The organism is Methylobacterium sp. Leaf465, from assembly GCF_001424705.1.
Taxonomy (GTDB): Bacteria; Pseudomonadota; Alphaproteobacteria; order Rhizobiales; family Beijerinckiaceae; genus Methylobacterium.
Genome location: NZ_LMRA01000034.1, coordinates 300,731 through 326,916, shown reverse-complemented (window position 1 = coordinate 326,916; position 26,186 = coordinate 300,731). Strand labels below are relative to the sequence as shown.

General features: G+C 72.1%; 18 protein-coding genes. 6 read left to right on the top strand and 12 right to left on the bottom strand.

Annotated elements, in window-relative coordinates:
• Window positions 1-218: 218 nt before the first annotated feature.
• Window positions 219-1,523, top strand: a complete 1,305-nt coding sequence (locus tag ASG51_RS16615) for an FAD-dependent oxidoreductase (RefSeq protein WP_056381925.1) — start codon at window positions 219-221, stop codon at window positions 1,521-1,523.
• Between the two features lie 7 nt (window positions 1,524-1,530).
• On the opposite strand, the gene ASG51_RS16610 is transcribed toward ASG51_RS16615, so the two are convergent.
• From ASG51_RS16610 to ASG51_RS16600, 3 genes are all read right to left on the bottom strand, one after another.
• The gene (locus tag ASG51_RS16610) at window positions 1,531-4,041 is read right to left on the bottom strand and encodes an EAL domain-containing protein (protein ID WP_056381922.1); all 2,511 of its coding nucleotides are present in this window, start codon (window positions 4,039-4,041) and stop codon (window positions 1,531-1,533) included.
• A 305-nt stretch (window positions 4,042-4,346) separates the two neighbouring features.
• Window positions 4,347-4,922 (bottom strand): PilZ domain-containing protein, encoded by a 576-nt coding sequence (locus tag ASG51_RS16605; RefSeq protein ID WP_056381920.1) that lies wholly within the window; start codon window positions 4,920-4,922, stop codon window positions 4,347-4,349.
• Window positions 4,923-5,108: 186 nt separating this feature from the next.
• Entirely contained in the window at window positions 5,109-5,984 is an 876-nt protein-coding gene (locus ASG51_RS16600) for a cell envelope integrity EipB family protein (RefSeq protein ID WP_082487479.1), read from the bottom strand.
• A 175-nt stretch (window positions 5,985-6,159) separates the two neighbouring features.
• On the opposite strand from ASG51_RS16600, the gene ASG51_RS16595 reads away from it, so the two are divergent.
• Together ASG51_RS16595 and ASG51_RS16590 are read left to right on the top strand one after the other, a co-directional pair.
• Window positions 6,160-6,669, top strand: a complete 510-nt coding sequence (locus tag ASG51_RS16595) for an OsmC family protein (protein WP_056381919.1) — start codon at window positions 6,160-6,162, stop codon at window positions 6,667-6,669.
• A 90-nt stretch (window positions 6,670-6,759) separates the two neighbouring features.
• Entirely contained in the window at window positions 6,760-8,304 is a 1,545-nt protein-coding gene (locus ASG51_RS16590) for a sodium:proton antiporter (protein ID WP_056211663.1), read from the top strand.
• A gap of 36 nt (window positions 8,305-8,340) precedes the next feature.
• Here the strand turns inward: ASG51_RS16590 and ASG51_RS16585 are convergent, their stop codons facing one another.
• From ASG51_RS16585 to ASG51_RS16570, 4 genes are all read right to left on the bottom strand, one after another.
• A complete protein-coding gene (locus ASG51_RS16585) occupies window positions 8,341-9,492 on the bottom strand; it encodes a histidine kinase dimerization/phosphoacceptor domain -containing protein (protein ID WP_056211660.1) in 1,152 nt (383 codons plus the stop codon).
• Window positions 9,493-9,624: 132 nt separating this feature from the next.
• Window positions 9,625-11,475 carry a KUP/HAK/KT family potassium transporter gene (locus ASG51_RS16580; protein ID WP_156389770.1) on the bottom strand — a complete coding sequence of 617 codons (1,851 nt, stop codon included), beginning with the start codon at window positions 11,473-11,475 and terminating at the stop codon, window positions 9,625-9,627.
• A 164-nt stretch (window positions 11,476-11,639) separates the two neighbouring features.
• Window positions 11,640-13,658: a penicillin-binding protein 1C gene (gene pbpC, locus ASG51_RS16575; protein WP_244479793.1), complete on the bottom strand. Its 2,019-nt coding sequence runs from the start codon at window positions 13,656-13,658 to the stop codon at window positions 11,640-11,642.
• Between the two features lie 208 nt (window positions 13,659-13,866).
• On the bottom strand, window positions 13,867-19,242 hold the full coding sequence (locus ASG51_RS16570) for an alpha-2-macroglobulin (protein ID WP_082514049.1): 5,376 nt from the start codon (window positions 19,240-19,242) through the stop codon (window positions 13,867-13,869).
• Between the two features lie 147 nt (window positions 19,243-19,389).
• On the opposite strand from ASG51_RS16570, the gene ASG51_RS16565 reads away from it, so the two are divergent.
• Window positions 19,390-20,874: a serine protease gene (locus ASG51_RS16565; RefSeq protein ID WP_244480172.1), complete on the top strand. Its 1,485-nt coding sequence runs from the start codon at window positions 19,390-19,392 to the stop codon at window positions 20,872-20,874.
• A gap of 9 nt (window positions 20,875-20,883) precedes the next feature.
• Here ASG51_RS16565 and ASG51_RS24310 read toward each other — a convergent pair whose 3' ends face one another.
• From ASG51_RS24310 to ASG51_RS16545, 5 genes are all read right to left on the bottom strand, one after another.
• Entirely contained in the window at window positions 20,884-21,039 is a 156-nt protein-coding gene (locus ASG51_RS24310) for a DUF3309 domain-containing protein (RefSeq protein WP_156389751.1), read from the bottom strand.
• Between the two features lie 130 nt (window positions 21,040-21,169).
• Window positions 21,170-22,219 carry a cysteine synthase A gene (locus ASG51_RS16560; protein WP_056381917.1) on the bottom strand — a complete coding sequence of 350 codons (1,050 nt, stop codon included), beginning with the start codon at window positions 22,217-22,219 and terminating at the stop codon, window positions 21,170-21,172.
• Between the two features lie 40 nt (window positions 22,220-22,259).
• The gene (locus ASG51_RS16555; protein ID WP_055946868.1) at window positions 22,260-22,625 is read right to left on the bottom strand and encodes a response regulator; all 366 of its coding nucleotides are present in this window, start codon (window positions 22,623-22,625) and stop codon (window positions 22,260-22,262) included.
• Window positions 22,626-22,783: 158 nt separating this feature from the next.
• A complete protein-coding gene (gene hpt / locus ASG51_RS16550; protein ID WP_056211657.1) occupies window positions 22,784-23,353 on the bottom strand; it encodes a hypoxanthine phosphoribosyltransferase in 570 nt (189 codons plus the stop codon).
• Between the two features lie 12 nt (window positions 23,354-23,365).
• Window positions 23,366-24,172, bottom strand: coding sequence for a zinc-ribbon domain-containing protein (locus ASG51_RS16545; protein WP_056381915.1), 807 nt, complete (start codon window positions 24,170-24,172; stop codon window positions 23,366-23,368).
• 211 nt (window positions 24,173-24,383) lie between these two features.
• Between ASG51_RS16545 and ftsE the strand changes: the two genes are divergently transcribed.
• Both ftsE and ASG51_RS16535 read left to right on the top strand, forming a co-directional pair.
• Window positions 24,384-25,082: a cell division ATP-binding protein FtsE gene (ftsE, locus tag ASG51_RS16540; RefSeq protein ID WP_156389768.1), complete on the top strand. Its 699-nt coding sequence runs from the start codon at window positions 24,384-24,386 to the stop codon at window positions 25,080-25,082.
• Window positions 25,079-26,095, top strand: coding sequence for an ABC transporter permease (locus tag ASG51_RS16535; RefSeq protein WP_244480171.1), 1,017 nt, complete (start codon window positions 25,079-25,081; stop codon window positions 26,093-26,095). Before ftsE ends, ASG51_RS16535 begins: the two co-directional genes overlap by 4 nt.
• Window positions 26,096-26,186: the final 91 nt, after the last annotated feature.

Genomic DNA, 26,186 nt, shown 5'->3' with positions numbered 1-26,186 from the left:
CCCGAGGTTCTGGCGATGGCCGTGCGCAGGCGCAAGTGCGGGCCATCGCTGCACCACCCGTCCCGCCGGGCGGCGGACGGGCGATTCGCGGCGCCGACCCTGGACGCCCGAGTTTTCTGGCGTGTGACCGGCGTGCGACCGGTCGCACGGTGTCGCCCGGCACCGCCCTCTGCTAGGCCCATCGCCATCCTTCGCCGACAGGAACGAGACCGTCATCCATGCGGACGTCCCGCCCCGAGCACGAACGCTGGCGCCCAAGCATCGCGCCGCGCCTGGCCCCCCTGCCCGACGATCCGGAGGTCATCGTCGTCGGGGCGGGCGCCGCCGGCGTCGCGGCGGCGCGCGGCCTCGCGGCCCTGGGCGTCCGGGTGGCGGTCCTGGAGGCGCGCGACCGGGTCGGCGGGCGCCTCGTCACGGTCTCCCTGCGGGGTCACGCCGTCGACCTCGGCGGGCACTGGCTGCATGCGGGGCCGATCAACCCGCTGGTGCGGCTCGCAACCCAGCGGGGGGAGCCCCTGCGGATGGCGGCCCAGGAGAGCCATCTCTGGGTCGGGCGCCGGCGCGGCCGGCCGGCGGAGGCGGCGGCCCTCGGCCGTGCCTTCGCGGTGGCCGACCGGGCGATGAGCACCCAGGCGGGCTGGGCCGGGCCGGACCGGCCAGCGGCCACCGCCCTGCCGCCGGGCCTCGGACCCTGGGGCCGGCGGGTCGAGCGCGTCCACGGCCTGGTCTCCGGGCAGTCCCTCGCCCGCGTCTCGCTCCAGGACTTTCCCAGCATGGAGTACGGCGACAACCGCTTCATCGCCGGGGGCTACGGCGGTTATCTCGCCCGCCTCGCCCAGGGGCTGCCCATCGCCCTTGGGACGCCGGTCACCGGCATCGACTGGTCGGGCGCGGGCGTACGGGTGCACACGGGATCCCGGAGCTTCGCGGCCCGGGCCGTCATCGTCACGATACCCACCATGGTGCTGCGGGCCGCGCCTCTCTTCACCCCCGTCCTTCCCCCGGAGGTCGCGGACGCGATCACGGGATTCGCCACCGGCATCTACGAGCATGCGGTGCTGCACTGGCCCTCCTGCCCATTCCGGGGGGCGGACCGGCTCGCGAGCCTCGTCGGCGGGCGCGAGGCGAGCCCGGGCCTCCTCACCCGGATCGACGGCACGCCGTTCCACTTCTTCGAGCTCGATGCGCCGATGGCCGCCGCCCTCGACGCCCGTGGGGCCGGGCCGGACGGGGTCCGCCACCTGGTGCGGGCGACGCTCGCCGCACATGTCGGCGCCCGCGCCCTGCACGACCTGAGCATCCCGGCGGTGAGCGCGTGGCGCCACGACCCCTGGGCGCGCGGATCCTGGGCCGTGGTGCCGCCGGGCCATGCCGATGCCCGGGTCCGCCTGCAGGCGCCCGTGGCGGACCGGATCTGGTTCGCCGGCGAGGCCTTGTCGCGCCTGCAATGGGGCACGGCGGGGGGCGCCTATGCGGAGGGCGCGCGGGCCGCCGCGGCGGTGGCCGAGCGCCTGCGCGCTTAGGACGGCCTCAGGCCGGCGCCCGGCGGAACATCAGGGGCAGGAGGGGGAAAATCTCGCCGAAGCGCACCGGCAGGGATGCGATGAGGTGGGGGATTTCGTCGGCCGGTCGGGCCGGGCTGAAGAGGAAGCCCTGGATGTCGTCGCAGCGGCTCGCCCTGAGCATCTGCGCCTGCTCCCTCGTCTCGACGCCCTCCGCGGTGACGGTGATCGAGAGCTTGCGCGCGAGGGTCAGGATCGCCTCGATGATCGCCAGGCATTCGGGTCGGCTGTCCATGTCCTTGATGAAGGAGCGGTCGATCTTGATCTTGTCCACCGGGAACCGGATCAGGTAGCTCAGCGACGAGTAGCCGGTGCCGAAATCGTCGAGCGCCACGCGGATGCCCAGGGCGCGCAACTCGTTGAGGTTGGCGATGGTCGTCGCGTTCATCTCGAAGAACACCGACTCGGTGACCTCGATCTCCAGGCGCTCCGGCCTCAGCCCGCTGGCCTCCAGCGCCTGGGTCACGTCGGCGACGAGGTCGGTGTTCCGGAACTGGATCGGCGAGAGGTTCACCGCCAGCCGGATGTCGTCGGGCCAGCGCGCGGCCTCCCGGCAGGCCTGCATCAGGACCCAGCGGCCGATCTCGGTGATCAGGCCCGAGGCCTCGGCGACGGGCACGAAATCGGCGGGGGAGACCGGGCCGCCGGCGCCGCGGGTCCAGCGCAGCAGGGCCTCGAAGGTACGGACCCGACCGTCCTCCAGACCCACCAGGGGCTGGTAGTGCAGGCTGAATTCGCCCTGCGCCACCGCCCGCTTGAGATCGACCTCGAGCTCGCGCCGCAGGCGCATCGTCGCCTCGAGGTCGGGCGAGAACACCCGGACCTTGCCGCGGCCGGTGGCCTTGGCCCGGTAGAGGGCGAGATCGGCCTTGCTGAGGAGGCCTTCGGGGCTGTGCGCATCGCGCGGCGCCAGGGCGAGGCCGACGCTGGCGCCGATCTCCACCTGAACCCCGTCGAGAGTGTAGGGTGTGCTCAGGGCCGCGATGAGGCGCCGGGCCAGTTCGGTCAGGGCATCCTCGTCGCCGCCGGGCAGAAGGATGGCGAACTCGTCGCCGCCGAGGCGCGAGACCAGCCCCTGGGGCGGGACCGTGCCGGTCAGGCGCTGGGCCACCCGGACCAGCAGGACATCGCCGAGGGCATGGCCGAAGGTGTCGTTGACGAACTTGAAGCCGTCGAGGTCGAGATAGAGCAGCGCGCAGGCCTCGCCCCCGGTCTGCGCCCGGGCGCAGAGCTGGGTCGCCACGTCCTGGAACTGGGTCCGGTTGGCCAGGCCCGTCAGCGGGTCGTAGCTCGCCAGATAGGCGATCCGCGCCTCGGACTGGCGGGTGTCGGTGATGTCCGAACCGACCCCGCGAAAGCCCAGGAAGGTCTCACCGCCGTCGGTGATGGGCCTGCCGCTGAGGCGCCACCAGCGCGTCAGTCCGCCGATGGTGACCTCGACGACGCGCTCGCGAAAGGCCTTGCGCTCGGCGACGAGGGCCAGGATCTCGGCGATCTCCGGGGTCATCTGACGGGGCTTGCGAACGCCGAGAAAGAGCGCCGCGAACGGCGCCTCGTGCAGGATCGCCGGGTCCTCGCCCGCCACCTGGCCGATGCGCTCGGATACGTGCTGGAGGCGTCCCAGCGGGTCGGTCTCCCAGAGCCAGTCGCTGGTGCTCGCCTCGAAGTCATGGAGCAGCAGGCTGATCGTCTCGTTCTGCTCGCCGACCCGGACGCGATCGATGATCCGCTGTTCCGAGAGACGTCCCATCCGCCCGGCGGTGAAGGCGACGAAGGCCGAATAGACGCCCATCAGCATCGCCAGCCACCCGTTGGCGGCCCCTCCGACGAGGAACAGGGCGGCGAGGCTGCCCAGGGCGATCGGCGCGGAGTAGACCAGGCCGAGATGCGCGAGCGAGCCGAAGGTGTAGGTGGTGGCCATCAGGCCGGCCCCGATGGCCACCACGAAGGTCTGGTCCTGGGTGCCCGCGGTGGGGAGGATCATCAGCGGCATGCTGGCCCAGGCCAGCCCCAGGATCAGCGAGAACAGGGCGGCGAGCCGATGCCCGGTGACGACGTCGCGCTCCCCCAGGCGCCGCCGGCGGTAGCGCCGCGCCCCGATCGCCGCGAGGGTGATGGGACCGGCGACGCTGCCGAACAGGATCAGCAGGTAGGTCCGGTGCGCCTCGCTCCAGAAGAGCAGCAGCACGGCACCGACGACCACCGTATGGGTCAAGGCCAGGTAGGGTGCGAATTGCAGCACCTCGTCGAGATGGCCGGCGCGGGCCTCCAGATCGTAGCGATTGGTCCGAAGGCTCGCGGCGCGGGACGGCGCCCCCTCGGCCGCCGGCTCCGGGCTCCCCGGTGCCGAGGCGCGAACGCGATCACCCGCCCGGCGTCCCCACGTGGCCTCGCGCACCCGCGCCCCGGCGGCGGGGGAGACGAGCGGCCCGGACGCGAGGGAGGGGCAGGCGAGGACGGGGGCAGGTGGACGCGGCATCAGCTGAGCGATCTTCAGGTTATCGCCAGCAGTGGGGCCTGCCGGATCGACCCAACCGGACAGGACTTGACGGAATCGGGGTCGCATCGTCCGCGTACCGCATCGTCAAGTCTCCGACTGGAGGGCGAGGCCACAGGCTAGTCCCGATCATTTGATAGAAACTTAATTGTAGCCTTTCGCGCGGTCCCGCAGCGGTTGCGTCGCCGGTTATCCCGTCCCGGATCGCCCCCTCCTGATCGCCTCAGAAACCGGACCGGCCTCGGACGGGCCGGAGGCACTCCCGCGTCACGAGAAGAGATCGCGCGTCACAACAGGACGTGGGGCCCAAGATCCTTCGCCGGAAGGGGCTGGAGGAACGCCGCGCCGATGCCGTCCTCGAAGCAGCGCGCGACCGTGGCCGGCGTTCGGCCCAGGGTGATCTGCGTGCCGGGCTCCAAGCGGATGTCGATCCGCACGGCCGCGCCCGAGGCCGAGACGTTGAGGAGGCGGCCCGGGATCCGGGTGCCGCAGGACATCGTGACGAGGATGTCGGGCGAATCCGGCACGAAGCGCGGATGGACGCGCTGGGGCACCTCGCCGCCGTTCTGCTCGGCGGCGAGGTCGAGCAGGCGACGCACGATGACGGGCAGCGGAGCCTCGGCGCGGATCACCCGGGTGACGAACTGCTCCTTGCCGCCCTCGATGACTTGGACTTCCATCGCGCCCGCGTGCCGGATGCTGCAGGACAAGATCTCGCCCAGGGACGGCACGACGGACGAACGAAAGCGAAGACCCGTGACGGAGAGATCGGCGGTGACTGCGTAGAAATCGGCACGATACCGATTCCAGCAGAGGGCAGGCAGGATCACTCTCGTCTGCGTTGCTGTGAGGGTCTCGCCCATGGCCATCCTGAGGTTGCGGAGGCCATAAGACGGGGCGCCCCCCGACATTCCTTTACCCGAACGCCGAAAATTTGATCCAACCGGGCCCGGGAAGGCCGGCCATGCACGATTTCCGTGCAGAAGGCCCTGCTCGGAATCCTCGCACGCCGCATCGGTGCGGACCCGCCCCTCACCCGGTCGGACGGGCTAGGGATGGCAGTCGCTGCTCGACGCCAGGGTGTCGAGGCGGGTGAGGTCGCCGACCACCGCGAATTCGCCGTAGTTGAGCCGCAGCGCGCCGCTGACGCCGTTCTCGTAGAGGTCGAAGCTGAGGACGTAGATCGGCGTGCGCTCGCCCTCGCCGGGAATGTAATAGCTCAGGGTGACGGGCCAGCGCGGCACGGTCGCCATCGGCCCCTCCCGCAGGGGCTTGTCGCGCTCGGCCGCCTTGTCGGAGGCCGCCGGCGCCGGGACCTGACGGCCGATGACCGCGAGGGTGTCGTAAACCTTGCGCCCATCGTCGGAGCCGTCGAAGACCTTGACGGAGACGGTGCTCTGCCCGTCGCGGGCCGCCTGGATCAGGCGCCGCATGTGCACCGTGGGGAAGAGGACCTCGCCCGCATCCTGGAACTGGTCGCGCTTGGGCTCCTTCAGCTTGACCTTCAGGAGGTCGGAACTCGATTCGGCGGTGCCGTCCACAGCCTGGCCGGGAGTGCCGTTGAGTACCGTGCTGGTCTTGAAGCGGTAGCTGCGCCCGTCCCCGCTCTCGAACGTGCTGTTGCGCAGGTCCGAGGTGCGGCTGCCGGTCTCGCCACTCTCCAGAACGGTCACCTGGCGGGTCTGCATCGTGTAGCCCTTGCAGGCATCCCCGGTGAAATCGATGACGATGCGCCCCCGCGCGCTCTCCACCGCCCGCGTGCCGCTGCTCTCGGCGAGGGAGAGATCGTAGACGGCCCGATGGTTGGCGAGGGTGATCGGCGCGGCGGCCCCTGCCCCGGTCGCGAACAGGACGAGACCGACGGCGATGCCGGGGACGGCCATCCGCGCCCTCGGGACGGCTGCACTCACGCTGGGACGACGCATGGACTCTCCTGACAGGACGGGGCCGGAGGACAGGGGCCCCGCCGACGCCCCTCAGATAGGGCACCCCGCGGGCCCGCGCGAGGCTCGGTCCCCCCCGTCCGCATTCGCCGCGCCGACGGGGCGCCCTAGATCGGATCGGAGAAGAAGAACCGGAAGACGGGAGAAGGAAACGCCCATGGACGCCGATACCCTGCGCTCGCTCCAGGCCCCGATCAAGGACCGCTACCGCAACGCCCCGGACTCGGCCGTGGTGACCCTGCGGGCCCGGGGCAGCCTCGACGACACGGCCATCGCTTGCAAGGTCGAGACCGGGCGCGCCCTCGCGGTGGCAGGCCTGCACCCGGCCACCGGCGGCTCCGGCGCCGAGCTCTGCTCGGGCGACATGCTGCTCGAAGCCCTGGTGGCCTGCGCCGGCGTGACCCTGAAGGCGGTGGCCACCGCGATCGGCATCGCGCTCCGGTCCGGCACGGTGAGCGCCGAGGGCGACCTCGATTTCCGCGGCACCCTCGGGGTCGACAAGGCGGCGCCCGTGGGCTTCCGCGCGATCCGCCTCACCTTCGCCCTCGACACGGACGCCCCCCCGGACAAGCTCGACCAGCTCCTCAAGCTGACAGAGCGCTACTGCGTCGTGTTCCAGACCCTGAACCACAAGCCGGAGCTGGCCGTCACCCTCGCGCAGGGCTGACCGGCAGCGCCGGGTTTCGCGCCGGGTTTCGCGCCGGGTTTCGCGCCGGGGCGAATGATCCCGGGGCCATGCTGGCGCGTTCCCCTCGACATGATGATTTTTCAATGGACAGTCGGCGTCCTTCTCGGCGCCGTGCTCCTGGCGGGGCTCGCCCGCCGGGTGGGTGCCCCTTATCCCGTCTTCCTGGCCCTTGGGGGCATCGGCCTCGCCTTCATCCCGGCCGTGCCCAACCTGGTGCTCGACCCGGAGCTGGCGCTGGCCCTCTTCCTGGCGCCCGTCCTGCTCGATGCGGGCTACGACACCTCGGTGCGGGACCTGCGCACCCACTGGCGCCCGATCGCCGGCCTCGCCTTCGGGGCGGTGGTCGCGACCACGGCCGCCGTGGCCGTGGTGGTGAAGTGGCTCGTGCCGGACATGCCCTGGGCGGCCTGCATCGTGCTCGGCGCGGTGGTGGCGCCCCCCGACGCCGTGGCCGCGCTGTCGGTGCTGCGCCACGTCTCGCTGCCCCACCGCCTCACGACGATCCTGCGCGGCGAAAGCCTCCTCAACGACGCGGGCTCGCTGATGATCTACCGCCTCGGGGTCACGGCGGCGGTCACCGGCACCTTCTCGGTGAGCCAGATCGGCCCGGCCTTCCTCGTGGGCATCCTCGGCAGCCTCGTCGCCGGGCCGGTCCTCGCCCTCCTCTACAGCGCCGCCACGCGCCCGGCCACCGACGCGCCGAGCGTCATCGTCCTGCAGTTCGTGGCCGCCTTCGGAATCTGGATCGGAGCGGAGCACGTGCACCTGTCCGGGGTGCTCACCGTGGTCACCTTCGCCATCACGGTGGCGCGCATCGCGCCGGGCCACACCCCGCCGCGCACCCGCATCGTCTCCTACGCGGTCTGGGACACGGCGGTGTTCGTGCTGAACGTCCTCGCCTTCGTGCTGATCGGCCTGCAGATCGGCCCGATCCTGGAGCGCCTGACCCGGGAGCAGCAGATCTCCTACGCGCTGGTCGGCGCGGCGGTGTTCCTCACCGTGGTGGTGGTGCGCTTCCTCTGGGTCCTGCCCACGGCCCACCTCGCCCGCCTGGGAGCCGACGGGACCGAGACCCGCGACCGCGGGCTCTCGGCCGGGATCGCGGTGTCCTGGGCGGGCATGCGGGGCATCGTCACCATCGCCACGGCCCTGGCCCTGCCCGACGGCGATCCGGGCTTTCCTTACCGCGACCTCATCGTGCTCACCGCGTTCTGCGTCATCATCGGCACGCTGACGATCCAGGGCCTGACCCTGCGTCTCCTGCTCGGCCGGCTCGGGTTGGAGGACAACGACCCGGTCGGGCGCGAGGTCGGGCACGGCCGCACCGAAGCCTACCGAGCCGCCCTAGAGAGCCTGGAGAATGCCGAGGATGCCCCCTCCGAGGCCTTGCGCGAGGAGTTCCGCATCGCCCTGGAGCAGGCCGAGGCCCGCGACACGGGCTTCGCCTCCGAGGCGCTGCCCGCCGATGCCGCCCGTCGGCGCGCCATCGAGGCGGCCCGCGACCGGGTGCTGGCCCTGCGCCGCTCCGGCACGATCGGCGACGACGCCTACTACGTGCTGGAGGAGGAGTTCGACTGGGCCGAGATGAATGCGACGCCCCGGGCCGAGACCTGACACGCGGGCGCGGAGTCGCATCTCGACCCCGACGCCTCAGGCCACGGGCGCCACCCGCAGGGAGAAGTGTGCGCCCTGCACGTCCGGGGCGACCGCGAGGGCGCCCCCGAGCTGGCGGGCGAGGCTGTTGATGATGCGCATGCCGAGGCTGGCGCTGCGCGCCGCCGTGGGATCGAATCCGTCCGGAAGCCCGGCGCCGTCATCCTCCACCGCGAGGATCAGGCCGGCCGCCCCGTCGGGCCGGGCCTCGACCCTGATCTCGCCCTCGCCGTCCGCGTAGGCGTACTTGATCGCGTTGGTGACGAGTTCGTTGACGAAGAGGCCGAGGGGGATCGCGAGGTCGGCGGGGATGTTCATCCGCGCCGCGCGGCAGACGAGGCGGTGGCGCGGCGCGCTCTCCTGCAGCTTGGCGCAGAGGGCCTCGAGGAAGCCCGCGACGTCGATCGCCTCGAGGCTCGGCTGGCGCCAGAGCTGGTCGTGGACCTGGGCCACCGCCTCGACCCGAGTGCGGGCATCGGCGAGGGCGCTCTTCACGTCGTCGTTGTCGGAGCCCCGGGCCTGGAGCCCAAGAAAGCCCGCCACCACCGCGAGGCTGTTCTTCACCCGGTGGCTCATTTCCCGGGATAGGAGCTCCTGGCGCTCCAGGGCCGCCTTCAGCCGTGCCTCGGCCCGCTGGCGCTCGATGGCACCGCCGACGAGGTTGGCGAACCCCTGCATGAAGGCGATGTCGGCCTCCTCGAACTGGCCCTCGCGGGTGTCGTCCACCTCCAGCACGCCGTAATTGCCGTCGCGGTTGGCGATCAGCACGTTGATCGCGCGGCGGATGCCATGGTCGGCCATCAGCTTCGGCGTGCGGAAGCGCGTCTCGTTCTCGAGATGGTTCGAGATCACGGGCCGGCCGGTCTTCAGGGCATAGCCCGCCGGCGAGGCGAGGTCGGCACCGATGATGGTGGTGCCCACCGCGTCCTCGGCCCAGCCCACACCGGCACAGACGAGGAGGCAATCCTGGTGCGGTTTGTATTCCAGCGCCTTGCAGAACTGCGCCTCCATGCCCTCGGCACAGAGTTCGGTGGCGCGCTGGAGCAGGGGCAGCAGCTCGGTGGCCCGCAGGGCTTCGACCCCGAAATCGGAGAGGATCGCCTGCTGCCGCAGGCGGATCGCCAGGGCCTTCGGCGCCAGTTCGGTCATCGCTACGCTACACGTCCCGGTTTCGGCGCGGCCGGGCCGCCCGTCCGCATGGCTCCCTTGTGCGACACCCGGAGCGCTGCCCGCAAGGTCATACAGCACGGTCCGCACGAGAGTTGATGGCCCGCGCCCGGCTCAGATCTCGATCTCGGTGCCGACCTCGACCAATTGCCGGGTCGGCACGCAGAAATGCGCGCCGGTGCGCTCGGCGTTGCGCAGGAGGAAGGCGTAGATCTCCTCCCGCCAGGTCGCCATGCCGCGCTGGTCGCTCTTCGGGATGATGGTCTCGTGCCCGATGAAAATCGTCAGATCCTCGAGGCACTCTGCCGGCAGGCGCTTGGCATCCACGGCGCAGCGGAGGCCGTCGGGCACCGAGGCATCCTCCATGAAGCCGTAGCGCAGGATCACGCGGGTGATGTCGGGCGTGATCGGGATGACCTCGGCGCGCTGATCGCGAGCGACGGCCGGCTCCTCCTCGTAGCGGGCGGTCACGATGAGGATGCGCTCGTGCAGGGCGTGGCTGCGCGCGACGAAGCGGGACAGGTGCAGCGGAATGGCGCTGGTGGCGGAGGACAGGAAAGCGGCGTTGCCCGGCAGGACGATCGGCGGATCGCGCCGGAGCTGCTCCAGGAATTCGACCTCGGGCTGGCGTAGGGCGACCCGGGCCGACTCGACGAGCTGGTTTCCTTTGCGCCAGGTGAGCATCAGGAACGCCACCACGGCCGCCAGCATCAGCGGAAACCAGCCGCCCTCGAACAGCTTCACGCTGTTGGCCCCGAGGAACACGAAGTCGATCGCCAGGAAGAACCCGTTCACCGCCAGCACGGCCACGGGGTTGTAGCCCCATTTCAGCGCCACGAGGGCGGCGAGCAGGGTGGTGATCGCCATCAGGGAGGCGACGGCGATGCCGTAGGCGCCGGCCAGGGCATCCGAGGAGCCGAAGACCAGGACCGCGCTCAGGGTGGCGGCCGCGAGCAGCCAGTTCACCATCGGCACGTAGATCTGTCCGCGCTCGTGCCTGGCGGTGTGGACCACCCGCATCGGCGGCAGGAAGCCGAGCTGAATCGACTGCTGGGTGAGCGAGAAGGCCCCCGAGATGATCGATTGCGAGGCGATCACGGTGGCGACCGTGGCGAGGCCTATCAGCGGATAATGCGCCCAGTCCGGGCTGAGGCGGTAGAACGGGTTCTCAATGGCGTCGGGCTCGACCAGGAGCAGCGCGCCCTGTCCGAAATAGTGGATCACCAGGGCCGGCAGCACGAGGCCGAACCACGAGGCGCGGATCGGGCCGGCTCCGAAATGCCCGAGATCGGCATACATCGCCTCGCCGCCGGTGACCGCCAGGAAGGCCGCGCCCAGCATGGCGAAGCTGACGTGCCAGCCCGCATGCGTCAGGAATTCGACGGCTTTGAGCGGGTTGAGAGCGGTCAGGATCTGCGGCGCATGCCAGATGCCGCCGAGACCGAGCAACGCCAGCACGACGAACCAGACGAACATCACCGGGCCGAAGATGCGGCCGATGAAGGCCACGCCTCGGCTCTGGACCAGGAACAGCCCGACCAGGATCAGCACCGTGATCGGCACGACGAAGCGCGACAAGGCCGGTGCCTCGACCTTCAGGCCCTCCACCGCGCTGAGCACCGAGATCGCCGGCGTGATCGCGCCGTCGCCGTAGAGGAGCGCGGCGCCGATGAGGCCGACCACGAGGAGAAGGCCGGCCCAGGAGCCGGGCTTGGCGTTCCGGGCTCCGAGCAGCGCCAGCATGGCGACGATGCCGCCCTCGCCGCGGTTGTCGGCGCGCAGGATCAGCACGGCGTACTTGATCGAGACGATGAGGATCAGCGACCACAGGATCAGCGAGACGGCCCCCGTCACCGCGATCGGAGTCGGGGGCGCCCCGGCACTCGCGGCGCGGACCGCCTCCTTGAAGGCGTAGAGGGGGGACGTGCCGATATCGCCGTAGACGATGCCGAGCGCCCCCAGCATCACCGCCGGGCGCAGGGCCGGCCGTCCCGAACGGGATTCCTCGTGGACCACGGGCACGCTCTCCGGCAACGGCGAAGGTTCGCTCTGCCGCTCGCAGGTAGGGGCGGCTGTCCGCCCGACCAGGGGCCGGGCCGCCCTCCGGCGTGAAACCCCGGGCGGGGACGTCACTCGAGCCGGACCACGACGCTGTCGCTGGCGCCCGTGGCGTCCATCACGGAGATCCGCGCGAAGCCGGCACCGTCCGGAGCCCAAGCCGATTGTCGGCGCGCGCCCCCCGCCACCGGCAGGCCGTCGACCATCCAGGTCAGGGGCGGCACGCCGCCCAGCGCCTTCAGGGCGAGACGCGCCGACGGGGCGGGCTCCGGCTCCGACAGGCCCAGATCGATGCGGGCGCCGTCCGGCGGGTAGGCGATCTTCAGGGCACCCCCCAGCGCCGCCGACAGGGTCTTGGGGATGTCGCGCCGGATGTGGCGCAGGGGCGGCGGCAGGCCGGCCGTGGTGGTCACCAGGGCGTCGCGCGGCATCGGCACTGGGTCGGGCTCGCCGCCGAAACGAGCGAACGCATCGAACAGGATCGGGGCCGCCACCACCCGGCCGACGAGGCCCGGCACGGCATTGCCGTCCGGCCGTCCGACCCAGACCGCGAGGGTGATGCGCCGGTCGAACCCCACCGCCAGGGCATCCCGGTAGCCGTAGGAGGTGCCCGTCTTGTAGGCGAACCGGCCCGCTAGGGCATTCTCGGGCGGCGGCGCACCCCGAAGGATGTCGGCGACGTACCAGGCGGCGACGGCGTCCGTGATGCGGGCCTCCTGCGGCGGCGCGCCGGCCCCTCCGCCCGACGCCTCCCCGACGCGACGGGTCAGGTTCGGTACCAGCCCCTGCCGGGCGAGTCCGGAGAACAGGCGGGCGAGGTCGGTGAGGGTGATCCCGAGGCCGCCGAGCGCCACCGGCAGGCCCGGCGCGGTGTCGCGGGGCAGGTCGATGCGGGCGCCGGCGGCCCGCAGGCGGGCGATGAAGCGGGCGGGGCCGACCCCTTCCAGCAGGTCCACCGCCGGCACGTTCAGGGAGAGCTGGAGGGCGCGTCGCGCCGTCACGCTGCCCTGGTAGCCGAGGTCGAAGTTCTCGGGGGCGTAGGCCCCGGCAAAGCGCACCGGCCGGTCGTCGAGCTGCGTCTCGGGATGCGCCAGCCCGGTCTCGAAGGCGAGCGCGTAGATGAACGGCTTGAGGGCGGAGCCCGGCGAGCGGATCGCGCCCGTCATGTCGATGGCGCCGGCGCGACTCGCATCGAGGTAGCCGGGGCTGCCGACCTGGGCCAGAACCGCGCCCGTGCGGTTGTCCAGCACCAGGATGGCGGCCGAGATCCCGGGTCCCTGGGCGGCTGCGCGCTCGGCGGCCAGGGTTTCGAGGCTCGCCTGCAGGCGGCCGTCCAGGGTGAGGCGGATCGCCTGGGCACCCGGGTCGGCGGCATGGGCCGCCTCCGCCGCGTGGGCGGCGAGCATCGGGAAGGGTTTTCGCGCGGATGGCACCGGCTCGGCGCGGGCGGCCTCCGCCTCGGCCGCCGTGACGACGCCCTGAGCGGCGGCGATGGCGAGGACCCGGTCTCGGGCGCGCCGGGCCGCCTCGGGGAAGCGGTCGGGTCGCCGGGCTTCCGGCGCCTGCGGCAGAGCCACGAGGAGCGCGCTCTCGGCGAAGGTGAGCCGGGCCGGCTCGCGGCCGAAATACGCGAGGCTGGCGGCACGCAGGCCCTCGACCGGGCCGCCATAGGGAGCGAGCGCCAGGTAGAGGTCGAGCACCCCATCCTTGCCGAGGCGACGCTCCAGCTGCACCGCCCGCACCATCTGGCGCAGCTTGGCGGCCAGGGAGCGCTGGGCCCGCGGCTCGACGAGGCGGGCCACCTGCATCGACAGGGTCGAGCCGCCCGAGACGATGCGGCCCGCCCCCAGCCATTGCCCCGCGGCCCGGAGGGTCGCCGCCGGATCGACGCCTGGATGGCTCGCGAAGCGCCGGTCCTCGTAGGCCGTGAGCATGGCGCGGAAGCGCGGATCGACCTGGGACCCGGTCACCGGCAGACGCCAGCGCCCGTCGGCGGTGGCGAAGGGGCGCAGCAGCCGCCCGTCGCGGTCGAGCACCACCGTCGAGCGGAGCCCGGCCGGGATCAGGTCGAGGGGCGGCAGGGTTTGGATGAAGTGCCAGAGGGCGAGGGTCGGGCCGAGACAGACAACGGCAAGGGCTGCGAGCGCGAGGCGCCGAAGTCCCCGCCCCGTTCCGGGGGCACTCGGAGTTTCACGGTCACGCGCACCGCGTCCCCCCCTCCACGAGGGGGACGCGGTGCGCCATGCCGTGCGCGCCCGATCGGACCGGAGAGGAGGGTCGCGGTCCGTATCCACGGCCCTACTTCGCGCTCACCGTCATCGAACCGAACCCCGTACGCCCGAAGCGCTCCGGCCGGTACATGTCCTCGATGGTGGCGGCCGGGTGAACGTAGGTGCCGGGCGAGACCGCCCGCACGGTGTAGGCGACCCGGAAGAAGGCCGATTGCTCGGGGGTGCGCTCGTAGGCGGCCACGAAGCGGTCGTCGCGGAACTCGGTGTGCACCGGCGCCACGTCGGACTTGGCGAAGGCGAGACCGGTGAGCGCATCGGCATCGAGGAGCTTCGGGTTGTCGATCTCCAGGCCGGCGGGCAGCCGGTCGACCAGGAGGAGGCGACCGGCGCTGGCCTTGGCCTCGGTCACGGTGAGCACCACCACGAGACGGTCGTTCTGGTGGATTCCTTGCGCGAGATCCACCGGGGCGCCGTCGAGACGGTGATAGCGTCGCTCGATGGTGTAGCCGCGCGCCTCGGCCGGCTCGGGAGCGATCGGATTGCCGCTGACGCTGACCACCGCCTGCACGGGCTGGGTGCCGGCATTGACCAGGGTGACGGGTTTCCCCTTCAGGGCGGCGGCGCGGTAGCGGCGCGCCAGAGCACCGCTCTGCGGTTTACCGTCCAGGGTGAAGCGGAGGTTGTCGGAATCCGCGCTCAGGCCCTCGGCGGCCAGCACCATCCAGGCCTCCTCCTGCGTGCTGGTCGGCCGGCCGGCGGCCCGCTCGGCCGCGATGATGGCACCGAGCGGCTTGAGGCTGTCGCGGGCAAGCCCCGTCTCGGCGGCCAGCGCCAGCAAGCCCGCGCTGTCGCGCAGGCGCGAGCCGTAATCCGGCCGGTAGGCCGAGGTCGTGGAAGCCGCCTCGCGGAAACCGGCCAGCGCCGAGGCGAAGGCTTTCGCCGCCCGGCCCCGGTCCCCCAACAACGCCAGGGCCGCCGCGATCTGTCCGCGCGCGAGGGGCGTCGCGAACGCGGCCAGCTTGGTGTCGACGAGGTAGCGCAGGTCGCCCATCACCGGGCGGCCGTTGCGGGCGAGCACGTAGGCGGCGTAGGCGATGTCCATGCCGCCGTCGCCGACCTCGGTGGTGTTGGCCACCGCGTTGCGCAGGCGGTCGAGGGCATTGGCGAAGGCGGTCTGGGGCACGGCGAACCCGCGCTCCCGGGCCCGGGTCAGGAAGTCGGTGACGTAGGCGTTGAGCCAGGTGTCGCTGGCGCCATCCGTGGACCACAGGCCGAAATCGCCGGCCGCGTTCTGGCGGCCGAGCACCCGCTCGATCGCCTGGCGCACGCGCTCGTCGGCCTTGTCGAGGCCGAGCGGATCCTGACCGAGCTGATCTTGAGCCGCGAGGCGGTGGACGTAGAGGAGCGGCATCGCCCGGCTCACCGTCTGCTCGGAGCAGCCGTAGGGATAGCGGTCGAGGGACTGGAGGAGCGCCGGCACGTCGATGCCGGCGAGATTCGAGGCGGAGAGCGAGACCGTGCCGGTGCCGGGCAGGATGTCGGCCAGGAGCTCGTCGGAGAGGTGCAACGCCGCGCCGGGTTCGAGGGTCTCCACGGAGCGGCGGGCGAGCGCCCCCGTGCCAGGACCGATGGTCAGGGCGAAACTCTGGCCGACGCCCTCGGGCAGTCCGGGGCCGCTGAGCGTGAGGTCGATCCGCGACGGGCCCGGCCCGGCAGCGGTGATGGGAATGACGAGGGCCCCCCTGGCGCCCGCCTCCAGCCGCAGGGTCTTGTGCAGGGCCTCGGCACCGACCAGCACGGAGCCGGTCAGGTCGAGATCCACGGTGTAGTCGCCGGCCGGCCCCTCGACATTGTCGATGGCGACGTGGACGCGCGAGCGATCGCCGACATTGAGGAAACGCGGCAGGGTGCCGGTGACGATCACGGGATCGCGGATGATCACGTCGGCCAGGGCGGCGCCCACCTTCGCGCGACTCCAGGCGGTGACCATCACCCGGCCGGTGCCGTTGAAGGACGGCAGGGGGAAGCTGACGCTGGCACGGCCGTCGGGTCCGACGGCGATCGGCCCGGAATAGAGCGCCAGCGGCGCCTGGGTCGGCGGCGAATCGGCGAGTTCGGCTGCAGCCCCGTCGCCGCCGGAGCGGATGGCGCCGAGCGTCCCCTGCATGCCGTCGATCAGGTATCCGTAGAGGTCGCGGATCTCCGGGCCGAGGGCCTTCTGGCCGAAGAAGTAGCCGAACGGGTTCGGTGCCTCGTAGCGGGTGAGGTTGAGGATGCCGACATCCACCAGCGCGACGGTGACCCGCGCCTCCTCGCCGGCTCGCAGGCCGGAGAGCTGGATCGGCAGGGTCAGGGTCTCGCGCGGACGGACCTTCGCCGGCGCGTCGAGCGTGACGCCGAGATTGCGGCTGTCCCGGTCGACCCCGAACCACGCGACACCGAGCGCACGGCCCGGCAGGCGCTTGGCCGCCTGGTCCAGGGGCCGGTAGGCGGTGGCCACGAGGTAGGCGCCCGAGCCCCACTCGGCCTTCACGGGGATGTCGATGGTGGCACCGGCGGCCGGCACGTCGACGGTGAGGAGCGCGTGCAGCTTGTCGCTGACGACGGCCAGCGTCGCCTGTCCCTTGAATGTCGGCTGCAGCCGCGCGTGCAGCGTCTCGCCGGTGGCGTAGGCCGCCTTGTCCAGGCGCAGGTCGAGGAGGTCCGGCACGTCCGCCGTCTCGCCCCCGCTCCAGCCCACTGTGAAGGTCACGCTCGCGGTGGCGGCCGGGCGACCGGGCACGCTCGCCTCCAGCCGGTAGGTGCCGTAGCTCACTGTGGCGCTGACGCGGCCCGGCGCGGCGGGGGTCAGGTCGAGACGGCCATCGGCGACGCGGCGGGTGCTGGTCACCGGCTCGTAGGACCAGCGCCCCCCCTCGCGGTACCATTGATAGTTCTTCTCGACGCGCTGGAGCGTCCAGGCCACGTTCCCCTGCGCCAGGCGCCGGCCGTCGGGAGCGGCCATGACCACGTCGAAGCCGGCGACGCCGCCCTCGGTGAGGTCGCCGGCAAAGCCCTTGCGGATGGCGAGCACCGGCGCGTCGGGCAGGATCGGCAGGGTCAGGCTGCGGCTCAGCGCCCGCCCGCCGGGCTCGCCCACCTGCAGGGTGATCTTCGCCTCGACGGGGCGCGGGGCGGCGAGCGCCTGGACCGGGACGACGAGCCGGGCCCTGCCGGCCGCATCGGTGGTGGCGCGGGCGTCGATCTCCGCCGAGGCGGCCTCCACCCGCTCGTCGTCGAGGCCGACCGAGAAGCCCTCCAGGCCCTGGATCCCGCTGCCTGCCGCCTGTTGGACCAGGACGGTACCGGAAACCTCGAGCCCGGCGCCCGGCGCGCCGTAGAGGTAGCGCGCCGCCACGTCGATGGTGGCGGGCGCACCCCTGGTCAGGCTCGGCGTCGCGATCGAGAGCGTCACGTCGAGGCGCTCGGGGACGTAATCTTCCACGAGGAAGCTCGCCTCGCCGATGGCCGGCGCCTTGGGGTCTGTGTAGGCCGCCACCCGCCAGGTGCCGTGCTGCGCGCCGGCCAGAAGGGGCAGCGCCAGGGCGCGTCCGCCGAGGCCCGCATCCGCCACCTGGGCGCGGCGGTACTCGACGCCGTCGGGACGCTTGACCACCAGGGTCAGAGGAATTTCCGGCACGGCGGCGCCCTGTGCATCGCGCAGCAGGCCGGTGAGGTTCACGGTCTCGCCCGAGCGGTAGACCCCGCGCTCGGGAAAGACGTAGGCCTCGACGGCGCCTGGCTGGGGCCGGCCCTTCACGCCGCGATCCGTGAGGTCGAAGGCCGACTGGCCGAGATCGAGGAAGCCGTAATCGTCGCCGATCTGCGCCACCACGAGGCCCGGTGCGGTGCCCCCCTCCCCGCGGGCGAGGCCCGACGCGAAGGCGGCGTGGCCTTGGCCATCGGTCTTCGCCGTGGCCAGGACCTCGTTGTTGCGCGCCACCAGCCGGATCTCGGCACCGGTCAGCACGTCGGCCGAGGCCAGCGAGCGGGCGAAGACGTGGACGCCGTCGCGGCCCTTGAAGGCGGTGAGGCCGAGATCCGAGACCACGAACCATTGCGTCGCCTGCTGCTCGTAGCCGCCCTCCTCGTCGGTGGACGCCGTGGCTCCCGCGGGTTGGGCCACCATGATGTAGATGCCGGCTTCCAGCTTGCCGACCGCCTGGAGCACCGGGAAGGCGGTGACGGCCTCCTGGTTCAGCTCGGCCTTGGCCGTGTCGAGGACGCCCTTCCAGACGCGCTGACCCTTCTGGTCGGCGATGGTCCGCGCCGTCGTCCCGTTGAGCTGGGACAGGAAGTCCTCGGCCCGCAGCGACGGCAGCAGCCCCCGGTCACCGACGCGCAAGACCTCAACGTCGATCTTGGCCGCGTTGATCGAAACCAGAGGCACGCCGGCCTGACCGGTGCGGGGCAGGACGTAGTTGCGCCCGGTAAAGCGGACCTGGGGCGAGCGGTCCCGGACATAGATCTCGTAATCGGATGCCTTGAGCAGGGTCTCCCCAGCGCCGGAGGGCAGCCCGGAGCGGACCACGAAGGCGTAGCGCTCGCCGTGCTTGAGCCCGTCGACGCAGATCTGCTGGCCGGTGCCGGTGACGGCGGCGTTGGCTGCGCCGGAGACGGCGATGAAGGGCGTGAAGTCGGTCTTAGCCGCGACGCCTTCCGAGAACTGGAAGCAGACGCGCGGCGCGGCAGCGTCCGAATCGACGGTGTAGTTGAGGATGCGGAAGCCGTGCTCGGCGCGAAGGCCCTCGTAGGTCGCACGCACGTCCGCGTCGTCGGCGAGCGCCAGGCTGGCGCGGTAGGCCTCGAGCGACGGGCGCCACTCCGATTCGGCGGCATAGACCTCGCCCAGCGTCGCGAGCGCCTCGGCCTCGACCGTTCCGGCACTCGCCCGCAGATAGCCCTGGTAGGCAGCGGCCCGCGCGTTGCGGCGCAGGCGCAGACGGCCTGCGTAGTCACCGGTCTGCTCGTCGCTGCCGACCGCGCTGGCGGCGCGCGCATAGGCCAGCCAGTTCGCCGGCTCGCCGGGTTCGCTCGCCACGGCGAGGCCGAGGGGCTTCAGGGCATCCGCCGGCTTCTCGGCTTCCACCAGGGCCTCGCCCTCGGCCCGCGCCTTCGCGGCGGATCGGGTATCGGGCCGGGGATTCCCCACCTCGGCCTTCAGGGTCGCTTCGAGGCGGACACCGTCGCTGGCGAGGTCTTCGCGCACGAAGCTCTTGGCGGCGGACGGCCTGGGCAAGACCTTGGCAGCGGGGCGCGTCGTTGGCGACTGGGCTTGCCCTTGGGCCTGCCCCTGCGCCTGGACGGGGAGGGCCAGAAGCCCGGCGATCGTGAGGACCTGCACGAGGCCAGAGAGTCCGACCACAGATCGGGGCGAGCGCCCGTATCCGGATGATCCCGCCATGCTTCCACCCCGTTCTCTGGAGGCCGGCCCGTCGCACCGGTCCCGCGCGGAACCGTAGCATTTCGCGCATCGGCCGCAACGGCCTGGAATTCGGGCGTGGGCTCTGCCACACCGGATGGGTTCTCGCGGGGGAGACGCGACTCGGCCATGATGCGACGCGATCGGACCACCCGGGGCCTGACCGGGTTCGTGCTGGCCCTGGCGGCGAGCGCGGCCTCCGCCCAGACGCCGCCGGCACCGAGCCCCGGCGCATCGAGATCCGCCATACCGAGACCCGCCATCCCGATGCCGATCCCGTCGACGCCCGCCGCATCGGCGCCCGCGCGGGCGAAGCCGGCTGCGCCCGATCCCGCCTTCGAGGCGGCACGAAGCCTGTTCGAGGCCCTGCCGGAGGCCGAGCGCAAGGGGCTGCAGGACGCCCTGGTCTGGACCGGCGACTACAACAGCCTGGTCAACGGCACGTTCGGGCGGCGCAGCTACGAGGCGCTTCAGGCGCATGCCCGACGAACCGGCGGAGCGGGGCTGCCGGACGCGGCCGGACGCGCCGCCCTCCTCAAGGAGGGGGCCGCGGCGCGCGCGGCCGCCCGATTCGCCGTGAAGCCGGACCCGGCCAGCGGCGTCGTGCTCGGCGTGCCCGAGCGCATCCTATCGAAGCGCACGCCCCAGCCCGGGGGCACCCGCTGGCAGAGCGCCGACGGGCGCATCACGCTGGAGACGAAATCCTATCCGCCCGGCGAGACCGGGCTGGAGGCGGTCTTCGCCCGCATCACCGCCCCAGGGCCCGACCGGCGGGTGACCTACAAGCTCCTGAGACCCGACTTCCTGGTGGTGACCGCGGAGACCGGGACCGGCAAATCCTACATCCGCTACGCCGCCGGCGAGGCGGGCCTGCGCGGCCTCACCCTCGGCTACGACAAGGCCCTGTCCGGGGAGGTCGACCGCCTCGCCATCGCCATCGCCAACAGCTTCGTGCCCTTCCCGGAAACGGCCCCCGCCTCGGCACCGGCTCCGGCCGCGACGGCCGTTCCGTCATCGAGCCTGCCCCCCGTCGCAGGCAGCCGGCCGGCCCCAGTCGCGACGGGCCTGGTCGTGGCGCCGGGACGGGTGCTTACCAGCGCAGCGGCGCTGATGGACTGCCGGGCACCGGTGGTCGCGGGCCTGCCGACGCGGGCGAGCCCTGGCGGCACCGCCGATCTGATGCTGCTGGAAACGGCTCTGCTCCCCGGCCGGACGGAACGCACGCCGGCCCTGCACGCCGGCGCCCTCGCCGAGGGCGAGGCCATGGTGGCGTTGGCCGTCGATGCCGAGGGGGGCGTCGTGGTGGCGCCGGGCCGCTCCGAGCCGGGCGGGGGGCGCGTCGCCGCGCCGCTGCAGCCCGGCGCCGGCGGCGCTCCGGTTCTGGACCGCGCCGGTGCGCTCGCGGGCCTCGTCGCGACGGTTCCGAAACAGCCCCGCCTGATCGCGGGGGTCATGCCGCCTGCGAGCTACAGGCTCGTCCCGGCCGACGCGCTCGCGGCCTTCCTCGGCGCTGCGGGCTTGCGGACAGCGCCTGCGCCGAAGGCGGCCGGCACGCTGGGCGCAGCCGCCGCGACCATGGTGGGCGCGGTGGTGGCCATCACGTGCCAGCCGTGAGCGGGGCCGTCAGATTCGTCCGGTGACGAGCAGCACGATCAAGATGATCACCAGCAGGCCGCCGAGACCGAAGCTCGGTCCGCGGTAAGCGCCGCCGCCGAGGAAGTTGCCGCCGCCGAGAACGATCAGGATCAGGACGATGAGGAGAATGGTGGTCAGGGTCATGGATGGGAACTCCGTCACGCGCCCAACCGGAATTGCTTGAGCTTGACCGTACAAACGTCGCCGTAGCGATTCCGTTCAACGGTCCGTGCGCCATAATCCCACGAAGGCGGGGTTTTTCGCCGGTTCGACGTCAGGCTTGCCACTCCGACAGGGAATCCGATGCGGTTCCAAGCCAATCCGGCACCGGCAGGCCCCGCTCGGCCAAGAAGGCGGGGTTGAACAGCTTCGAGGCGTAGCGCGCGGCACCATCGCACAGGATGGTCACGATGGTGTGGCCCGGCCCGAGATCCCGGGCGAGCCGGATCGCCCCGGCGACGTTGATGCCCGACGATCCGCCGAGGCTGAGGCCCTCCTCCCGCATCAGCCGGAAGACAATATGGAGGGCTTCGGCGTCGGGAATCCGGAAGGAGACGTCCGGGGTGAAGCCCGCGAGGTTGCGGGTGATCCGGCCTTGGCCGATGCCCTCCGTGATCGAGGAGCCCTCCGCCCTCAGGGTACCGGTGGTGTAATGGGCGTGCAGTGCGGACCCCTCCGGGTCGGCGAGGCCGATCCGCACGCCGGGACGCGCCGCGCGCAGGGCCTCGGCGGTCCCCGCCAGGGTGCCGCCGGTCCCGGCCGCACAGATGAAACCATCGACCGCCCCACCGGTCGCCGCCAGGATCTCCGGGCCCGTGGTTTCCACGTGCGCCTGCCGGTTGGCGACGTTGTCGAACTGGTCGGCGAAGAAGGCGCCGCCCGGTTCGGTCTCGGCCAGGCGCTCGGCTAGGCGGCGCGCGGCGTGGACGTAGTTGTTCGGGTTGGCGAACGGCACCGCCGGCACCTCGACCAGGCGGGCGCCGGCCAGGCGCAGGGTTTCCTTCTTCTCGGCCGACTGCGTCTCCGGGATCACGATGACCGTGCGGTAGCCGCGCACCGCCGCGACGAGCGCCAGGCCGATGCCGGTGTTGCCGGCCGTGCCCTCCACGATCGTGCCGCCGGGCCGGATGGCGCCCCGGGCCTCGGCGTCGCGCACGATGGAGAGCGCCGCCCGGTCCTTTACCGAGAGGCCAGGATTCAGGAACTCCGCCTTGCCCAGGATGGTGCAGCCGGTCTCCTCCGAGGCGCGCGCCAGGCGAATCAGAGGCGTGGCGCCGATGGCCGAGAGGATGTCCGGCAGAGGACGATCAGAATGGAGGATCATGCGCGGGATTCCGGGGGCAAGGCGGTGGACCCGGCGCGTGTCAGGCGGCGAGGGCCCGATTCACCGTGGAACGCAGGTCGGCCAGCGAGAACGGCTTCGTCAGGACGTCGGTCACGATGGCATCGAGGCCCCGCGCGCGCTCGCGCTGGTCGGCGAAGCCGGTCATCAGCAGGATCGTGAGATTGGGAAAGTCGCGCTTGGCCGCGAGCGCCAGGGCGATCCCATCCATCAGCGGCATGCGGATGTCGGTGAGCATGAGGTCGAACGCGCCATCCGCCTCGGTCAGCCGGTCGAGCCCGTCGCTGCCGTCCGTGGCCGTGACCACGGCGTGGCCGTCGATCTCGAGGCCCCGCTTGAGGAAGCCCCGCACCGTCTCTTCGTCATCCACCAGGAGGATGCGGGCCATCGTTCGTCTGTGTCTCTCTCGGGTCCGGGCGCTCAGTCACGCAAGCGCTGAGGCGCCCTGTCAAGGGATCGTCGGACACAGCAAGCCCTTTAAGGGCCAAATCGTTTCATATTCTCTGGCGCGCCAGAGAAATTCCGCGGATCGTGGGCGGGCGCGCCTCAGGTGCCGCCGAACAGGTCGGGCTCGCGGCTGTCGTAGTCGACGAGGCCGACGAAGGGCAGCTGGCGGTAGGCATGGGCGACATCCATGCCGTAGCCGACCACGAACACGTCCGGGCAGGTGAAGCCGACGAAATCCGCGTCGATGGTCACGGCCCGCTTGCCGGGCTTCTCCAGGAGCACGGCGGTGAGCACCCGCTTGGCGCCCCGCGCCATCAGCAGGTCCTTGGCGAACACGATGGTGCGGCCGGATTCGAGGATGTCGTCCACCAGGAGGACGTCGCGTCCGCGCACCTCGCTCTCCACGTCGCGCAGGATCTCGACCTGCCCCGAGGAGACCGTGGCGGTGCGGTAGCTCGACAGGTGGACGAACTCGGCCTGCGGCTCCAGCCCGACCCGGTGCAGGGCGCGTAGGAGGTCGGCGGCGAACATGAAGCTGCCCTTGAGCACAGCCACCACGAGCAGGTTCTCGGGGTTGGCGGCGGCGATGGCCGCTGCAAGTTCCTCGGTGCGCCGGGCGATGGCGGTTTCGTCGAAGAGGACGCGGACGCGTCGGGAAGCGCTGGTCATCCGCGTTCCTTATCACGGGGCCGGAGCGCTGGCACCGGCCTTCGGCATGGTCTCGCCCGCCTCGGCGGCGGCAAAATGCACGCGGACCGAGCGGCCCTGCGCCGGCGGCGCCGACAGGCTCGCGCGAAAGCGCGCGGTCTCGCTCTTCTCGAGCGCCGTGCGCGGGGGCGCGATGCGCCAGCGATAGAGCGGCTGGTCACGGCCGTCCCGGACCTCCACCTCGATCGGCGGCACCGTGGCCTCGGCGGCGACACCGACGAGATCGCCCTCCACCACGAGTTGGCCCTGCGCGCCCTCTCCCGGGCTCTGGAACGCCACGACGTCGCGGAATTCGACGCCGCGCAGGTTCACCGGGAAACCGACGCGGGCATAGAGCCCGGCGCTCTGGGGCATCGCCCGCACCACCGTGGCGCGTCCGAGAACGGCGAGGCCGAGTCCGCCCACCACGGCGAGCCCGAGGGCGGCCCCAGGCGAGGCCAGGGGGAAGCCCGTGTGCTTCGGCTTCACGGGCTTGGCCCGCGCCCGCGGGCGCGGCGTCTCGGGCGGCGATGGAACGGGCTCGGGTTCGGCGGCCAGGGCCGATTCCCAGGCATCGAGATCGGCTTGGGCCGAGGCGCGGCTCTGCGCCGCGGCGGGGCCGAGCTCGGAGGCGGCCATCATGGCGGCGGTCATCTCGGCCTCGAGGGCGGCGGAGACGTCGTCGGGGGAGATGAACCAGGTCTCGCGGCAGGCCGCGCAGCGCACCGAGCGCCCATCCGCGCCGACGCGGTCCACGTCGATCTCGTACTCGCTGGCACAGGACGGGCAAACGATCAGCATGGCGTCCGTGGGCCTCAGATCTCGATGGACGGTTGCCGACGGGGGCAAAAAGACTCAAACGGTTCTCCGCCAACACGGTTAACCGTCCGTGAAGCGGACGGCCTATAACCGGGATGCGCGGGGCCGTCGCAAAAGGGCCGACTGTGTTGGGCAGGCTTGGTCAGGCAGGACCTCGGTTAGGCAGGACCTTGGGGGGATCGTGGCGGATCGGGTGAACACGAAGTCGCTCCTCTCCGGAGCCGAGGAGCCGGTGGTCCAGTTCGAGAGCGTCGGCATGCGCTACGGTCTCGGGCCGGAGGTGCTGAGCGATGTCAGCTTCCAGATCGCGCCGCGCTCGTTCCAGTTCCTCACGGGGCCGTCCGGTGCGGGCAAGACCACCCTGCTGCGCCTGATCCTCCTGTCGGTGCGCCCCACCCGCGGCCTCGTCTCGGTCTTCGGCGAGGAGGTCAGCGACATCTCCAGCGAGGCGCTGACCGGCCTGCGGCGGCGCATGGGCGTGGTCTTCCAGGATTTCCGCCTTCTCGACCACCTCACCACCTACGAGAACGTCGCGCTGCCCCTGCGTGTCCAGGGGCGCTCGGAAACGAGTTACCGGGCCGAGGTCGTGGAGCTCCTGCGCTGGGTCGGTCTCGGCGAGCGCATGCACGTGCTGCCGCCCCTGCTGTCGGGCGGAGAGAAGCAGCGGGCCGCCATCGCCCGGGCGCTCATCGCCCGGCCGGAACTGCTCCTGGCCGATGAGCCCACGGGCAACGTCGACCCCGGCCTCGGCCGCCGCCTTCTGCGATTGTTCATCGAGCTCAACCGGCTGGGCACCTCGGTGCTCATCGCCACCCACGACTTCGCCCTGATGGACCTCGTCGATGCCCGGCGCTTCGTCCTCGGCGAAGGGCGCCTGACGGTCGAGGCATGATGGACGAGACCGACACTCCGCCCCCCGCGCCGGCGCACCGTGCGCCGCCCCGCACCGACGACCGGCCACCGGTGAAGCCGCCGGCGCCGCCCGAATCGCGGACCGCCCCCCTGCCCCCGACCCTGCGCCGCAATGCTCCCCTGGTGCCGACCGACTCGGCGGCGAGCCGGGCCCTGGCCGCCGTCATCGCGATCCTGACCTTCCTCGCCGCGCTCTGCGCGGGAGCGGCCGAGATCGTGGCCTCCAGCGCCGTCCAATGGCAGGACACGGTGGCCCAGGAGGTGACGATCCAGGTGCGTCCGAGCCCCGGGCGCGACATCGATGCCGACGTCGCCCGCGCCGAGGGCCTCGCCAAGGCCACCCCCGGCATCGCCGCCGTGCGGGTGTTCTCGAAGGCCGATGCCGAGCGGCTGCTCGAGCCCTGGCTCGGCAGCGGCCTCGACCTCTCGGACCTGCCGGTGCCACGGCTCGTGACCCTGAAGCTCGCCGAGACGTCCCCGGACCTCAAGCCGCTGCGCAGTTCCCTCAGCGAGGCGCTGCCCGGGGTGGCGAGCCTCGACGACCACGCCCTCTGGCTGCGCCGGCTCTCCACGGCGGCCAACACCTTCGTGGGCGTCGGGATCGGCATCGTCCTGCTGGTGCTGGTGGCGACGGGCCTCGCCGTGGTCTTCGCGACCCGCGGCGCCATGGCGGGCAACCGGGAGGTGGTGGAGGTCCTGCACTTCGTCGGCGCCAACGACGACTTCATCGCCCGGGCCTTCCAGCGCCGGTTCTTCGGCCTCGGCCTGCGCGGCGGCATCATCGGCTCGGGGGCGGCCATCGCGGCCTTCGCGCTGGCCGGGCTGGTGGCGCGCAACTGGCGCTCCGGCCCGGCCGGCGAGGAGATCGAGGCCCTGTTCGGCACCTTCCATATCGGCTGGCGCGGCTACGCCGCCGTGCTCCTCATCGGCGTGATCGCATCGGTGGTGACCGGTATCGTCTCGCGTCTCACCGTGCGACGGTTCCTGGCCTGAGGGGCGTGGGCCGGCGACAGGCGCGCGCGCCCTGTCACCGAAGCCGACGATCCCGTTAACCCTCCATGAACCTTTCCGGGCGGAGATACTT

What these genes read in the sequence shown, in the direction of transcription:
- ASG51_RS16615 (WP_056381925.1), top strand. Translation starts at nt 219, where the DNA reads ATGCGGACGTCCCGCCCCGAGCACGAACGCTGGCGCCCAAGCATCGCG.
- ASG51_RS16610 (WP_056381922.1), bottom strand. Translation starts at nt 4,041, where the DNA reads ATGCCGCGTCCACCTGCCCCCGTCCTCGCCTGCCCCTCCCTCGCGTCC.
- ASG51_RS16605 (WP_056381920.1), bottom strand. Translation starts at nt 4,922, where the DNA reads ATGGGCGAGACCCTCACAGCAACGCAGACGAGAGTGATCCTGCCTGCC.
- ASG51_RS16600 (WP_082487479.1), bottom strand. Translation starts at nt 5,984, where the DNA reads ATGCGTCGTCCCAGCGTGAGTGCAGCCGTCCCGAGGGCGCGGATGGCC.
- ASG51_RS16595 (WP_056381919.1), top strand. Translation starts at nt 6,160, where the DNA reads ATGGACGCCGATACCCTGCGCTCGCTCCAGGCCCCGATCAAGGACCGC.
- ASG51_RS16590 (WP_056211663.1), top strand. Translation starts at nt 6,760, where the DNA reads ATGATGATTTTTCAATGGACAGTCGGCGTCCTTCTCGGCGCCGTGCTC.
- ASG51_RS16585 (WP_056211660.1), bottom strand. Translation starts at nt 9,492, where the DNA reads ATGACCGAACTGGCGCCGAAGGCCCTGGCGATCCGCCTGCGGCAGCAG.
- ASG51_RS16580 (WP_156389770.1), bottom strand. Translation starts at nt 11,475, where the DNA reads ATGCTGGGGGCGCTCGGCATCGTCTACGGCGATATCGGCACGTCCCCC.
- ASG51_RS16570 (WP_082514049.1), bottom strand. Translation starts at nt 19,242, where the DNA reads ATGGCGGGATCATCCGGATACGGGCGCTCGCCCCGATCTGTGGTCGGA.
- ASG51_RS16565 (WP_244480172.1), top strand. Translation starts at nt 19,390, where the DNA reads ATGATGCGACGCGATCGGACCACCCGGGGCCTGACCGGGTTCGTGCTG.
- ASG51_RS24310 (WP_156389751.1), bottom strand. Translation starts at nt 21,039, where the DNA reads ATGACCCTGACCACCATTCTCCTCATCGTCCTGATCCTGATCGTTCTC.
- ASG51_RS16560 (WP_056381917.1), bottom strand. Translation starts at nt 22,219, where the DNA reads ATGATCCTCCATTCTGATCGTCCTCTGCCGGACATCCTCTCGGCCATC.
- ASG51_RS16555 (WP_055946868.1), bottom strand. Translation starts at nt 22,625, where the DNA reads ATGGCCCGCATCCTCCTGGTGGATGACGAAGAGACGGTGCGGGGCTTC.
- hpt (WP_056211657.1), bottom strand. Translation starts at nt 23,353, where the DNA reads ATGACCAGCGCTTCCCGACGCGTCCGCGTCCTCTTCGACGAAACCGCC.
- ASG51_RS16545 (WP_056381915.1), bottom strand. Translation starts at nt 24,172, where the DNA reads ATGCTGATCGTTTGCCCGTCCTGTGCCAGCGAGTACGAGATCGACGTG.
- ASG51_RS16535 (WP_244480171.1), top strand. Translation starts at nt 25,079, where the DNA reads ATGATGGACGAGACCGACACTCCGCCCCCCGCGCCGGCGCACCGTGCG.